The 13,928-nt window shown below is 56.5% G+C and carries 13 protein-coding genes; 4 read left to right on the top strand and 9 right to left on the bottom strand.

What is annotated here, in order from left to right:
- Positions 1–19: 19 nt before the first annotated feature.
- Positions 20–796: a pimeloyl-ACP methyl ester esterase BioH gene (gene bioH, locus ACGS9J_RS19370; RefSeq protein ID WP_442232411.1), complete on the top strand. Its 777-nt coding sequence runs from the start codon at positions 20–22 to the stop codon at positions 794–796.
- A 260-nt stretch (positions 797–1,056) separates the two neighbouring features.
- Positions 1,057–1,341, top strand: coding sequence for a YdgH/BhsA/McbA-like domain containing protein (locus tag ACGS9J_RS19365; protein WP_442232410.1), 285 nt, complete (start codon positions 1,057–1,059; stop codon positions 1,339–1,341).
- Between the two features lie 36 nt (positions 1,342–1,377).
- On the opposite strand, the gene ACGS9J_RS19360 is transcribed toward ACGS9J_RS19365, so the two are convergent.
- The 5 genes from ACGS9J_RS19360 to greB all read right to left on the bottom strand — a co-directional run bounded on the left by ACGS9J_RS19360 (position 1,378) and on the right by greB (position 7,835).
- Positions 1,378–1,620, bottom strand: coding sequence for a FeoC-like transcriptional regulator (locus tag ACGS9J_RS19360; RefSeq protein WP_442232523.1), 243 nt, complete (start codon positions 1,618–1,620; stop codon positions 1,378–1,380).
- Positions 1,620–3,935: a Fe(2+) transporter permease subunit FeoB gene (gene feoB, locus ACGS9J_RS19355; protein WP_442232409.1), complete on the bottom strand. Its 2,316-nt coding sequence runs from the start codon at positions 3,933–3,935 to the stop codon at positions 1,620–1,622. Before feoB ends, ACGS9J_RS19360 begins: the two co-directional genes overlap by 1 nt.
- Positions 3,936–4,000: 65 nt before the next feature.
- Entirely contained in the window at positions 4,001–4,225 is a 225-nt protein-coding gene (gene feoA, locus ACGS9J_RS19350) for a ferrous iron transporter A (RefSeq protein WP_442232408.1), read from the bottom strand.
- Between the two features lie 648 nt (positions 4,226–4,873).
- Positions 4,874–7,204, bottom strand: a complete 2,331-nt coding sequence (locus ACGS9J_RS19345; RefSeq protein ID WP_442232407.1) for a Tex family protein — start codon at positions 7,202–7,204, stop codon at positions 4,874–4,876.
- A gap of 157 nt (positions 7,205–7,361) precedes the next feature.
- The gene (greB, locus tag ACGS9J_RS19340; protein WP_044554786.1) at positions 7,362–7,835 is read right to left on the bottom strand and encodes a transcription elongation factor GreB; all 474 of its coding nucleotides are present in this window, start codon (positions 7,833–7,835) and stop codon (positions 7,362–7,364) included.
- Positions 7,836–8,251: 416 nt separating this feature from the next.
- On the opposite strand from greB, the gene ompR reads away from it, so the two are divergent.
- Together ompR and envZ are read left to right on the top strand one after the other, a co-directional pair.
- A complete protein-coding gene (gene ompR, locus ACGS9J_RS19335; protein WP_004709363.1) occupies positions 8,252–8,971 on the top strand; it encodes an osmolarity response regulator transcription factor OmpR in 720 nt (239 codons plus the stop codon).
- Positions 8,968–10,347 (top strand): two-component system sensor histidine kinase EnvZ, encoded by a 1,380-nt coding sequence (envZ, locus tag ACGS9J_RS19330; RefSeq protein ID WP_442232406.1) that lies wholly within the window; start codon positions 8,968–8,970, stop codon positions 10,345–10,347. Before ompR ends, envZ begins: the two co-directional genes overlap by 4 nt.
- Before the next feature lie 16 nt (positions 10,348–10,363).
- Here envZ and ACGS9J_RS19325 read toward each other — a convergent pair whose 3' ends face one another.
- The 4 genes from ACGS9J_RS19325 to hslO form a co-directional block, all read right to left on the bottom strand.
- Complete coding sequence (locus ACGS9J_RS19325; protein WP_442232405.1) at positions 10,364–10,843, bottom strand: type II toxin-antitoxin system VapC family toxin; 480 nt, start codon at positions 10,841–10,843, stop codon at positions 10,364–10,366.
- Positions 10,840–11,103: a FitA-like ribbon-helix-helix domain-containing protein gene (locus ACGS9J_RS19320; RefSeq protein WP_044554783.1), complete on the bottom strand. Its 264-nt coding sequence runs from the start codon at positions 11,101–11,103 to the stop codon at positions 10,840–10,842. The genes ACGS9J_RS19325 and ACGS9J_RS19320 overlap by 4 nt, the downstream gene beginning before the upstream one ends.
- A gap of 126 nt (positions 11,104–11,229) precedes the next feature.
- Positions 11,230–12,849: a phosphoenolpyruvate carboxykinase (ATP) gene (gene pckA, locus ACGS9J_RS19315; RefSeq protein WP_442232404.1), complete on the bottom strand. Its 1,620-nt coding sequence runs from the start codon at positions 12,847–12,849 to the stop codon at positions 11,230–11,232.
- A 196-nt stretch (positions 12,850–13,045) separates the two neighbouring features.
- Positions 13,046–13,924, bottom strand: a complete 879-nt coding sequence (gene hslO, locus ACGS9J_RS19310) for an Hsp33 family molecular chaperone HslO (protein ID WP_442232403.1) — start codon at positions 13,922–13,924, stop codon at positions 13,046–13,048.
- Positions 13,925–13,928: the final 4 nt, after the last annotated feature.

Raw genomic sequence — 13,928 nt, 5'->3', positions numbered from 1 at the left:
AATGAAAGGACAATAACTGATGAGTGCGTTGTACTGGCAAACAATAGGTGAAGGCGATCGCGATCTTGTGCTGCTTCACGGCTGGGGACTGAATGCGGAAGTGTGGCATTGCATGATTGAGCGGCTGACGCCGCATTTCCGTCTGCATCTGGTCGATCTGCCGGGCTATGGCCGCAGCCAGGGATTTGGCCCTATGACGCTAGAACAGATGGCGGAGACCGTATTGGCCGCGGCACCGGCACAGGCCTGGTGGCTAGGCTGGTCGCTCGGGGGGCTGGTGGCCAGCCAGATTGCGCTGATGCAGCCGCAACGGGTGCGCGGGTTGATCACCGTGGCGTCATCGCCTTGTTTTGCCGCACAGGATGACTGGCCGGGGATCCGCCCGGAGGTGTTGAGCGGTTTTCAGCATCAATTAGGGCAAGATTTTCAGCGTACCGTAGAGCGTTTTCTGGCATTGCAGACGCTGGGAACGGAAAGTGCGCGACAAGATGCCCGCCTGCTGAAATCGGTAGTGCTAAACCAACCGATGCCGAGCGTTGAAGTCTTGAACGGTGGGCTGGAGATACTGCGTACTGCCGATTTGCGCCAGCCACTGGCCAGGTTGTCGCTGCCGCTGTTGCGGGTTTACGGTTATCTGGATGGATTGGTGCCACGTAAGGTCGCAGCGTTGCTTGATGTCAGTTGGCCGAACTCGCCGTCAATCATCATGGCAAAAGCGGCTCATGCCCCTTTCATTTCTCAGCCTGATGAATTCGCAGAAATTATTAGCACCTTTGTGGCCGAAAATGGGATCTGACGCCAAATCGCACAATAAAGCGCTAAAAAAAGAGCCGCTTAGTGGATAAAAATTGAACCTGTTCGATACTTAGGTGGGTAACTGCGTTGGCTGCAAAATGAAAAAACGCGTGCGTTTTTTTCATTCGGCGTTTCGTCTCTGGGAAAGGGTCTCGTCAGGGAAAGCAACGAGGTCCGAAGACGTCACGGCAGCCGGTGTAACTGCGCATTTACTCTGGACGGCTTTCATAACAAATAAATTATCCCTTGAGAGGTATGGTAATGAAATCTTTGAAAATGATTATTGCAGCGTTAGTTGTGGGTTCCGTGTCTTTCAGCACCCTGGCGGCAACCTTGCTGACCAAGGAAGATCTGGATAAGAATCCGGGTAAATACGAGAAGCTCGGTACGGTAACCACCACCGCAGAAACCACATCGCCGATGGATGCGAAAGAAGAACTGTCCAAACTGGCTGATGAAAAAGGCGGGCAATATTACGTGATCCTGGCTGGCCGTGAGCACGGCAAGTTCAGTGCTATCGCAGAAGTGTACAAAGACAAGCAATAATTAAGAAGGGGCGCGCCTCGTGCCGCGCCCCTTGTCTCATTTCTTTAACCGATACATCACCGTACTGCCGCACGCTTTGCCCTCTGGACAGCTTTTGCAACTGCCGCTCAGGCAAGCGCTATTATCCTGCTCGATACGCTCCACTTTCCCCATCGCGACCAAACGCTCCAGCATCGCCTGCACCAGCGGCAGCGGGGCCGCCAACTGGCGGCTGAGTTGAAGTGCCTGCACGCTGCCGTGCAGCGCCAACGCATCACGGATCTGCAGCAGGCCGGCCATCAGTGGCAGTTGCCCTTGGCACCCTGACAACAGGCCGCCGGGGTGGCGTTGCTCAGGCGAACCGTCACCCGACTGCGTGCCCGACGCAGACCGAACAGGATCAGCAGATTGAACAGCACCACGATGGCGATCGCCGCCAGGCTGTACTGTGGATGCTGGCTGAAGGTGGCAACCTGATAAAACAGCGTGGCCAGCGAGTAGGCCACGTTCAGCCCCCAAAGAATGGAGAAGGTCATCCAGCCGCGGCTGGACTCGCGGGCGATAGCCCCCATCACCGAGACGCAAGGGACGTACAGCAGCACAAAGATCAGGTAGCTGTAGGCGGATACCCCGGAACCGAATTTGCTGCTCATGACGCCCATTGAGCCAACGTCCATTTCCCCGTCGCCCTTGCTGGCCTCAATCGGGTTGGACAGCACGCTCAGGCTGAAGGTGTCTTTCAGCCCTTGCCAGGTGGTGTCCAATGCGCCACCCAATTCATCCAGCAGGTTAAAGCTGGCGGCATCAAATTCGGTGTTATTGATATGTTCAGCGGTATACAGGGTGTTCAGCGTACCGACCACTACTTCTTTCGCCATGGCGCCGGTCACCAGGCCGACGGTAGCCTGCCAGTTATCGCTGTGCACGCCCATCGGTTTCAGCAACGGCGTCAATACCTTGGAGACCGACGCCAGCGCGGAGTCATTAATGTTATCGACAGGTTTACCGCTGAACGAAAAGCTGTTCAGGCCGCCAATGAAGATGCTGGCAATCACAATCACTTTACCGGCGCGCAGCACAAAGCCTTTCAAGCGCTGCCAGGTTTGCAGCAACAGGCTTTTCAGGTGCGGCACGTGGTAAACCGGCAGCTCCATCACGAACGGGGAGGCTTCGCCGCGCATGATGGTGTACTTCAATACCAACCCGGTGAGGATCGCCACCACAATGCCCAGCATATACAAAGAGAACACCACGCCTGCGCCGTCCTGGCCGAAGAAGGCGGCGGCAAAGACGGCGAAGATCGCCAACCGCGCGCCGCAGGACATGAAGGGCGCCATCATGATGGTAATCAGGCGTTCGCGCTGCGCATCCAGCGTGCGGGCGCCCATGATCGACGGCACGTTGCAGCCGAAGCCGACGATCAGCGGCACGAATGACTTGCCGGGCAGCCCGAGTGCCTGCATCAGGCGATCCATCACGAATGCCGCACGCGCCATATAGCCGGAATCTTCGAGGAACGACAGGAACAGGTACATCATGCCGATTTGCGGCACCAGCGGCAGCACGGTGTTGATACCGCCACCGACCCCCTGCGCCAGGAAAATGGTCAGCCATTCCGGGAAATGCAGGGTATAACCCAGCCACTGAATGCCCTGAATAAAGATTGCCGCCGAGCCGATATCGAAGATCGGTTGCAGGGCGCCGCCGAGGTTAATCGCCAGCAGGAACATCAAATACATCACCAGCAGAAAGATCGGCACCCCTAACCAGCGATTGAGGATCACTTTATCCAGCGCTTCGGTCAGGCGGTTCGGCATCGCCTGCTGGGAATTGCTGACGGCATCGCACAGGGTGGCTATCGACTGATAGCGCGCATCGGCAATCACCAGCGCCGGGTCTTCCTGCTGTTGCCGTTGCAGCGCCTGTCTGGCGGCCGGCAGCAGGGCCGCCGCGGGGCCGGCAAGCTGGTGGCTGTAGATATCACCCTCCAGCATCTGCAGCGCCAGCCAACGACGTTGCTCGTCAGGCAGGGTCTGCGGCATGGCGTCGCTCAGCGTAGTCATTTCCTTGAGCAGCAGTGGCGGGTAGTTCACCAGCGCTTTTAATTCGTTGAACTGGTGGTTGTCGATCATCTGTTTCAGCACGCCAATACCGTCGGCTTTGGTGGACACCAGTGGTACGACCGGGCAACCGAGGCGCGCTGACAGGGCGGCGATATCGATATCAATTTTTTGGCTTCTGGCGATATCCAGCATGTTCAGCGCGATGATGCAGGGGATACCCAGTTCCAGCAGTTGCAGCGTCAGGTAAAGATTGCGCTCCAGGTTGGAGGCGTCGACCACGTTAATCAACAGATCGGCATCGCCGCTCAGAATGTAGTGGCAGGCAATCTGCTCGTCGAGAGAGGTTTGCTCCGAAATGGTGGTCAGGGAGTAGGTGCCGGGCAGATCGACCAGTTTGACCTGCGATTGCGGCGTGGTGAACAGGCCTTCTTTGCGTTCTACCGTCACGCCCGCCCAGTTACCGACCCGCTGGCGCGCTCCGGTCAGCTGGTTGAACAGCGTCGTTTTACCGGAGTTGGGGTTGCCTATTAAGCCAATCGTGAGTTTTTTCATAATTTAGCGTGATATCAGTCAATGGAAATGGGGCCAGGCGATGCGCATGGCCAAGGCAAGGCGGCTCAGGGTTGGCCGTCGAGCAGGATCAGGGCCAGATCTTTCCTGCGCAGCACCAGGCTGACGCGGCGAGTTTTGATTTCTATTGGATCACCCAGGGGCGCGACGCGCACCACTTCAAACGACGAACCCGGCAGCATGCCGAGGGATAAAAGCTTTTGGCGATAAGCCGGGCCGATTTCATTGGCGAAGCCGGTGATCTTATAAGACCGTTTAGGCAGAAGATGCATGTAACCTTCTCTAAGCCCAGGCTATTGGGCTGGTGATGATGAAACAACGTTCCAATGGCCGTCCCGGGGTAAAAATCACGGGCCGCCGACGTTTTCAATCCATGAGGCAATGCAGTGAACACGCAAAATAATAATAGTGAGAATAATTATCGTATTCAATACAAAAAATAGGGGTATTGGTAACCAAAGGTTGTGGCGATCACATTTAACGAATGTCATGGCCTGACCGCGCTATTTTAATCACCCGGCCTGGAGGGGTGCAAATGCGAATGGCGAGTTAAATCAGTTACGTAATTGTAGTGATTTTTTCCGCTTTGAAAAAATTAGCGACAGATTCGGTAGCTTTGATTCGGCGGCGTCAATATCGGTATTTATTTGGCAACATTTCATAGGCTGAATACGAGCGCTAACCATTTGTGTTTCGCTGGGAAATGCCGAAATGAGAATTTAATGTTAATAGCGGTGTTAATAAACGGCTATTCAGCGCTATTTTCGGCCGAAACGCCGGGATTATTATGGTGGTCGAGGGTGCTGAAAAAAAATGCAGGTTTATTGAGGCGGGTCAAGAAATGGCGAGGATATTTTAGCGGTAACGGGCGGGGGTTAACCCCGCCCGGTGTACCTTGTGCTTTTCAGCAGGCAGTCTGACTACGACTTTTTGCCGAAGGCGGCCGCCAGTGCGTCACCCATGGCGCTGTTACCCGCCGAGGTGTTGCCGCCGCGCGGTTTGGCCTTATTGGCCTGTGGTCGGGCGGCGTTGTCCCGGGCCGGGGCTGAATTGCCGCCGCGGCGCGGAGAACCTTCACCCGGTTGCTCGTCCAGACGCATGCTCAGCGCGATGCGTTTGCGCTGCAGGTCCACTTCCATCACTTTCACTTTGACGATGTCGCCGGCTTTCACCACGGTGTGCGGATCTTCGACAAACTTGTCCGCCAGTGAGGAGATATGCACCAGACCATCCTGATGCACGCCGATATCCACAAAGGCACCGAAGTTGGTGACGTTGGTGACCGAACCTTCCAGGATCATGCCCGGCTGCAGGTCGTTGAGGGTTTCCACCCCTTCGGCGAAGGTCGCGGTTTTGAATTCCGGACGGGGATCGCGGCCCGGTTTCTCCAGCTCTTTCAGGATGTCGGTTACCGTTGGCACACCGAACTTCTCGTCGGTGAAGTCGCTGGCCTTCAGGCTGCGCACTGCCGCCGGGTTGCCCATCAGATCCTGCAGCGCCTGCCGGGTGGCGGCCAGAATGCGTTCGACCACCGGGTAGGTTTCAGGGTGAACGGTCGAGGCGTCCAGCGGGTTGTCGCCGTGGTTGATGCGCAGGAAGCCCGCGCACTGTTCAAAGGCTTTCGGCCCTAAACGGCTGACTTTCAACAGCTGTTCGCGGTTGCTGAAGCGGCCGTTCTCGTCACGCCAGGTGACGATGTTCTGCGCCATCATGCGGGTCAGGCCGGCGACGCGGGTCAGCAGCGGCACCGAGGCGGTATTCAGATCGACACCCACGGCGTTCACGCAGTCTTCCACCACGGAATCCAGTTTTTTCGCCAGTTGGCTCTGGCTGACGTCATGCTGATACTGACCGACGCCGATGGATTTCGGGTCGATTTTGACCAGCTCGGCCAGCGGATCCTGCAGACGACGGGCGATGGAAACCGCGCCACGCAGCGAGACGTCGAGGTTAGGGAACTCCAGCGCCGCCAGTTCGGAGGCGGAATACACCGAGGCTCCGGCTTCGCTGACGATCACTTTCTGCGCTTTGACTTCGCTGAATTGCTGTTGCAAGTCGAGGTAAAAACGCTCGGTCTCGCGCGATGCGGTGCCGTTGCCGATGGCGACCAGCTCCACTTTATGCTTGATGCACAGCGCGGCGACGATGGCGGCGGCTTTGGCCGCCTGGCCGGTGTGCGGGTAAACGGTATCGGTGGCGACCAGCTTGCCGGTGGCATCTACCACCGCCACTTTCACCCCGGTACGCAGGCCCGGATCCAGCCCCATGGTGGCCCGCATACCGGCCGGCGCGGCCATCAGCAGGTCGTGCATGTTACGGGCGAAGACGTTGATAGCTTCGTCTTCCGCACGCTCGCGCACCGTACTCATCAGTTCGGTTTCCAGATGCAGCAACACCTTGATGCGCCAGGTCCAGTTGACCACCGCTTTGCGCCAGGCGTCCGCCGGGGCGTTATTCAGGCGCAGATCGAGATGACTGATGATGATCTGCTCTGCCTGGCTTTCGCGCGGGGCTTCTTCAAACTGTGGATCGGCATTCAGCGCCAGTTGCAGTACGCCTTCGTTGCGGCCACGGAACATGGCCAGCGCACGGTGCGACGGCACCTGGGCAATGGGTTCGTGGTGATCGAAGTAGTCGCGGAACTTGGCGCCGGCTTCTTCCTTGCCTTCCACCACTTTGGACACCAGATGCGCGTGTTTCCACAGGTAGTTACGGACCTTGGCCAGCAACGCGGCGTCTTCGGCGAAGCGCTCCATCAGGATGTAACGAGCGCCGTCGAGGGCGGCTTTTACGTCCGCTACGCCCTTGTCTGCATCAACGTAGCGCTCGGCCAGGTGTTCGGGCTGCTGCTGAGGATCCTGCCACAGGGTGTCCGCCAGCGGCTCCAGACCGGCTTCAATCGCGATCTGACCACGGGTGCGGCGCTTGGGTTTGTAAGGCAGGTAGAGGTCTTCGAGTTCGGTTTTGCTTTGCGTGGCGGTGATTGCCGTCGCCAACTGTTCGGTCAGTTTGCCCTGCTCGTCGATCGATTTAAGGATGGTCTGACGGCGGTCTTCCAGTTCACGCAGATAACCCAGGCGGGTTTCCAGCTGGCGCAGTTGGGTATCGTCCAAACCCCCGGTGACTTCCTTACGATAGCGTGCAATAAAGGGCACGGTATTACCTTCATCCAGCAGACGGATGGCGGAGTCAACTTGCTCCGGCCGGGCCTGCAGTTCTGTTGCAATAATGCGGCTCAGTGGGTCATTCATAAGTCTGGTATCTGTTGAGAACGGTTGGTAAACAGGGGGACAGTTATACGGATTGCGCGGGGAAAATGCCAGTGGAGCGGGCCGCCTCTCGACAGGCATGGCGCGTAAAGCGGCCTGTACTGCGGCGGCGGGCGGCCGCTCGGAAAAAACTGAAATCTTATTTTACGTACTCGATCTCATTCACATACCACAATGCATCGCCGACCGGCGTGTTGACGGTGGCGGCATCGCCCACTTCTTTTTTCAGCAGGGCGCGGGCCATTGGCGAATCGATGGAGATGTAATCTCGGCGGCCAAAAATCTCGTCATAGCCGACGATACGAAAGCGTTTAATGTCGCCGTCTTCGTTTTCCACCACCACCCAGGCACCGAAAAACACTTTGCCTTCCTGCTGCGGTGAGTAATCGACAATCTTCAACTGCTCGAGGCATTTGGTCAGGTAACGCACGCGACGATCGATTTCCCGCAGCCGCTTTTTGTTGTACTGATAATCGGCATTCTCACTTCTGTCGCCGAGGCTGGCGGCCCAGGTCACTTTTTTGGTGACCTCCGGCCGATCTTCGCGCCAGAGAAAGTCTAATTCCTGCTTTAGCTTGTCGTAACCCTCGCGGGTTATCAGCTGCGTTCTCATCGTGGTTCCGCCTTTATGGGCATATCAAAGGGAAGTGAGTCATTGCGTTGGCAGAGTGTCGCACAAACTCGCACCGGGCTGTAGGTTGCTGTTGCACAATAAAATGAGCGTTAAGCATGGACTACGCGCAAAATTGCCGGCGCTCGCGTTTCTTATCGCCCCGGCTGAGTTACACTGCCGAATCAGCCGTCGGGTATGGCCGCCGGCCAAAAGACGCACGGCTCTGGAATTTGATCGGTGAGCAGCGGATTTTGGCAAATCGTCGCGGGCATTTTGATGAAAATTGTTGATAAATGGGCAAAAGAATAAGCTTTGTAACAATTTCGTCTAGAATATATACCATTAAACGCTGTCCGAAATGACAGGGTTTTTTAACAATATTCACGTCAGGCAATAAAGCCTTTGGGAGTAATACAATGCAAGAGAATCATAAGATTCTGGTCGTCGATGATGACATGCGCCTGCGTGCGCTTTTAGAGCGTTATTTAACCGAACAGGGTTTTCAGGTTCGCAGCGTTGCCAACGCTGAGCAAATGGATCGCTTGCTGACTCGTGAATCATTCCACCTGATGGTGCTGGACCTGATGTTGCCGGGTGAAGACGGGCTTTCCATCTGTCGCCGTCTGCGCAGCCAAAGCAACCCTATGCCGATCATCATGGTGACCGCCAAAGGTGAAGAAGTCGACCGTATCGTTGGCCTGGAAATCGGTGCTGACGATTACATCCCAAAACCTTTCAACCCGCGTGAACTGCTGGCCCGTATCCGTGCGGTATTGCGCCGTCAGGCCAATGAATTGCCGGGCGCCCCTTCGCAGGAAGAGGCGGTGATTGCCTTTGGTAAATTCAAACTGAACCTGGGCACCCGCGAAATGTTCCGCGAAGACGAGCCTATGCCGTTGACCAGCGGTGAGTTTGCGGTGCTGAAGGCACTGGTGAGCCACCCACGCGAGCCGCTTTCCCGCGACAAGCTGATGAACCTGGCCCGTGGCCGGGAATACAGCGCCATGGAACGCTCCATCGACGTGCAAATTTCTCGTCTGCGCCGCATGGTTGAGGAAGATCCTGCGCATCCACGCTATATCCAGACCGTTTGGGGTCTTGGCTACGTCTTCGTCCCGGACGGCAGCAAGGCATGAGACGATTGCGCTTTTCACCGCGTAGCTCGTTTGCCCGAACCCTGCTATTGATCGTCACCTTGCTGTTCGTCAGCCTGGTGACGACCTATCTGGTGGTGCTGAACTTCGCCATCCTGCCCAGCCTGCAGCAGTTCAACAAGGTGTTGGCCTACGAAGTTCGTATGCTGATGACCGACCGGCTGCAACTGGAGGATGGCACCTTGTTGGAAGTGCCGCCGGCATTCCGTCGCGAAATCTATCGCGAACTGGGAATTTCTCTCTACACCAATTCGGCGGCGGAGGAGAGCGGCCTGCGCTGGGCGCAGCACTATCAATTCCTCAGCCAGCAAATGGCGCAGCAGCTCGGCGGGCCAACCGACGTGCGGGTGGAAGTGAACAAAAACTCACCGGTCGTGTGGCTGAAAACCTGGCTGCAACCGGATATCTGGGTGCGTGTTCCGCTGACTGAAATTCACCAGGGCGATTTCTCGCCGCTGTTCCGTTATACCCTGGCGATTATGCTGCTGGCGATAGGCGGCGCCTGGTTGTTTATCCGCATTCAGAACCGCCCGCTGGTGGAGCTTGAGCACGCCGCTCTGCAGGTGGGGAAGGGCATCATTCCTCCGCCGCTGCGAGAATATGGCGCATCGGAAGTTCGTTCGGTAACGCGGGCCTTTAATCAGATGGCGTCTGGCGTCAAACAGCTGGCGGACGACCGCACATTGCTGATGGCCGGGGTCAGCCACGATCTGCGCACGCCACTGACGCGTATCCGTCTGGCGACCGAGATGATGAGTGCCGAAGACGGCTATCTGGCAGAGTCGATCAATAAAGATATTGAAGAGTGCAACGCCATCATTGAGCAGTTTATTGACTATCTGCGCACCGGCCAGGAGATGCAGACGGAAATCAGCGATTTGAATAGCATTCTGGGCGAAGTGGTGGCGGCCGAGAGTGGCTATGAGCGGGTGATTGAAACCGCTATGGCGCCGGGCGAACTGATGATGAATGTGCATCCACTGTCGATCAAGCGTGCGGCGGTGAATATGGTGGTGAATGCGGCGCGTTACGGCAACGGTTGGATCAAAGTCAGCAGCGGCCGTGAGCTGCAGCGCGGCTGGTTCCAGGTGGAAGACGACGGCCCGGGCATCAAACCGGAAGAGCTGAAGCATCTGCTGCAGCCGTTTGTCCGCGGCGACAGTGCACGCAGTACCAGTGGGACCGGGCTTGGCCTGGCTATCGTACAGCGCATTATCGATGGGCATCATGGCGCGTTGGATATCGGTACCAGCGAACGTGGTGGGCTGTTGATCCGGGCTTATATCCCGTTACCGATGGAGAAAAAAGAGTCGGGCAACGGGCATCCGGCAGTGAAAGACAACGCCAAACTCCCCTGACAGTGGCGCTGCCCTGTCAGGGCTTTCTGCTCATAACGTAGTATTCCGCCGCTTCTTCATGCAAACGCCGACCGGTGTTGGCTTGCCAGGGGTCGATTAGCTCAATCCCGCAATGGATAAAGTCTTTAGTATTGCGCGTGGCCAGGGTGGCACCGTAATGCAGGCAGGTGGCGGCGATTTGGGTGTCCGGAAAGCTGGCGCCGATGCCTTGGCGGCGGTTGGCACCCATTAATTCCGCATGCTGCAGAGCGCAGCTAGTGTCAAAGGGCAAAACTCTTTCCGAAAACTCCTCCCGCAGCATGACACCGAGATTGGTTTGCAACTCGAACTGTCTTTTGCCAGAAGGCATACAGGCTATGCCGGTATATAGCTCCGCAACTACGACGGCGCTCAGATAGAATTGATAGGTGTCTTGTTGGTCCAACCACCTTAAAACATGATAATGAGGCGCCGGACGCAGCAATTCTGAAACTACATTGGTATCGAGAATAATCATACTTGGTCATCGTCATCGTCAAAGGTGACAATCCGCGGGGGTGTTTTATCACGCGGCGGGATCTCCAGCTCAACGCCACCCAACTCGGCAAAGTGTTGATGCATGCGCGTACCTAAACCATAACGCGGCGGTTTTTTCACTAAGGCCTGTTTCAAAATCATTCGAGCTTCCTCCTCCATGGAATGGCCGTTTTTCGCTGCCGAGACGCGCAGCAACTCCTTTACTTCGTCGTCCAGATTTCTGACGGTTATGGTAGCCATTGAAACCTCCTTTGCTATCAATGATTGCACTGCATTATTATCTCTTTGCGCTGATTAAAAAACAACCGATAAAAATAAAAAAAGGCGTGGGATCCACGCCTTAGCTGAAGCTGTAATTAGAAGGGATTACAGTTTTGGACCGGCACTGACCAGTGCTGCACCCGCCGGGGTGTCGGTGTATTTGTCAAAGTTGGTGACAAAACGCTCGGCCAGATCCTGTGCTTTCTCTTGCCATTGCTCAAGGCTGGCGTAAGTGGCGCGTGGGTCCAGGATATCCGGGTTGACGCCCGGCAGTGAGGTTGGCATCGCCAGATCGAAGATAGGCAGAGTAATGGTTTCTGCCTTGTCGATTTCACCGCTGAGGATCGCATCGATAATGCCGCGAGTATCCTTGATCGAGATACGTTTGCCGGTGCCGTTCCAGCCGGTGTTGACCAGGTAGGCCTGGGCGCCGGCGGCTTGCATGCGCTTGACCAGGACTTCGGCGTACTGCGTTGGGTGCAGCGACAGGAAGGCTGCGCCGAAGCAGGCGGAGAAGGTTGGCGTTGGCTCGGTCACGCCGCGTTCGGTACCGGCCAGCTTGGCGGTAAAGCCGGACAGGAAGTGGTACTGAGTCTGGTTGGCGGTCAGGCGAGAAACCGGCGGCAACACGCCGAAGGCGTCTGCAGTCAGGAAGATCACCTTGGTGGCGTGGCCCGCCTTGGATACCGGCTTGACGATATTCTGGATGTGGTAGATCGGGTAGGAAACGCGGGTGTTCTCGGTTTTCGACCCGTCGTTGAAATCTATCGTGCCGTCAGCCAGTACGGTGACGTTTTCCAGCAGCGCATCGCGTTTGATGGCGTGATAGATATCCGGCTCGGCTTCTTCCGACAGCTTGATGGTTTTGGCGTAGCAGCCGCCTTCGAAGTTGAACACGCCGTCGTCATCCCAGCCGTGCTCGTCATCGCCAATCAGTTGGCGTTTCGGATCGGTGGACAAGGTGGTTTTGCCGGTGCCGGACAGGCCGAAGAACACCGCTACGTCGCCTTTTTCGCCCACGTTGGCCGAGCAGTGCATTGAGGCGATGCCTTTCAGCGGCAGCAGGTAGTTCATCATGGAGAACATACCCTTTTTCATTTCGCCGCCGTACCAGGTGCCGCCAATCAGTTGCATGCGTTCGGTCAGGTTGAAAGCGACAAAGTTTTCCGAGTTCAGGCCCTGTTGCTGCCAGTTCGGGTTAGTGCATTTGGCGCCGTTCATCACCACGAAATCCGGCTCGAAATCCTGCAGTTCTTCGTCGGTTGGGCGGATGAACATGTTTTTAACGAAGTGTGCCTGCCAGGCGACCTCGGTGATAAAGCGGACTTTCAGACGGGAGTCGGCGTTGGCGCCGCAGAAGGTATCTACCACAAACAGGCGTTTGCCGGAGAGCTGCGTGGTGACCAACTGTTTCAGGTCTGCCCAGATTTCCGGGCTGAGGGGTTTGTTGTCGTTTTTACCTTTGCCCTGATCGGCCCACCAGACGGTGTCGCGGGTGATGTCGTCACGGACGATGTACTTATCTTTCGGGGAACGGCCGGTAAAAATACCGGTGTCGACGGATACAGCACCCAGCTTGGTTACGACCCCACGCTCATAACCTTCCAGAGATGGGTCTGTTTCTTCCTTGAACAGCAAGTCATAACTCGGGTTGTGAACGATTTCGCCGACGTTATGAATCCCATAAGCGGCCAGATCCTGAGGGGTTATACCTTTAACACGCATGTTACTACTCCTTGGTCACAGAATTTCTGGCGCCAATTGTAGGGATTCAGCAGCGAGTAACCGCGATAGGTATCAAATATTTAACGTTTTAGTCGGTTTTTCGTTACGATCTGAGAGATAGCACACGGAAAAAAGCAAACGTGCAAACGGGGTGAATGAGCGGGCGCAGGGCGCGCCCGCCGATACGGGGTGCTACTTAGTGCAACTGCTCGCTTTCGCCGGTGTTACCGCTGTACAAGGCGGCCACGTCCACGGCGTCAAAGACATAGTGATTGCCGCAATAATCGCAGTGCATATCAATATTGCCATCCTGCTCCAGCATTTGGGCCACTTCTTCGGTCGGCAGCGTGATCAACGCGTCAGCGCAGCGCTGGCGTGAGCAGGTGCAACGGAAGATCACATCCTGCGGTTCATACAGGGTGACTTCTTCCTGGTGATACAGGCGATACAGCACTTCGTTGGCCGGCAGGCTGAACAGCTCTTCGCTTTTCACCGTGTTGGTCAGTTGCACCAGATGATCGAAATCATCGGCATTGCTGTCCTGCGCCGGCAGCACCTGCAGCAACATGCCGCCTGCCGCCGGTTGGCCTTCGAACTCGCCGGTGCGGATGAACAGACGGGTTGGCAGCTGTTCGGACTGGCGGAAGTAAGCCTCGAGGCATTCGGCCAGCGTTTCGCCTTCCAGTGCCACTACGCCCTGATAGCGCTCGCCTTCGGATGGCGCAATGGTGATCACCATGACGCCATTGCCGATCAACTGATGCAGCGTGCTGTCATCGGCGATTTCGCTTTGTACGCGCGCTACGCCGCGCATTTCCTGGCGGTTGTTGCCGTTAATCACTGCCAGCTTCAGCGGACCGTCACCCTGCAACTGCACGGTGATATCGCCGTCGAACTTCAAGGTTGCGGTCAGCAGGCTGGTGGCCACCAGCAGTTCACCCAGCAGTTTTTTTACCGGCGCCGGATAGTCGTGGTTGTTCAGAACCTGCTGATAGGTTTCGCTGACGGTAACCAGCTCACCGCGCACCGCGTAGTTTTCAAACAGGTAACGGTGCAATTGGTCATGGTTAGACATAGTT

It is taken from the genome of Serratia quinivorans (assembly GCF_052113645.1).
GTDB lineage: Bacteria > Pseudomonadota > Gammaproteobacteria > Enterobacterales > Enterobacteriaceae > Serratia > Serratia quinivorans_B.
This window is presented reverse-complemented; position numbering and strand designations above follow the sequence as displayed.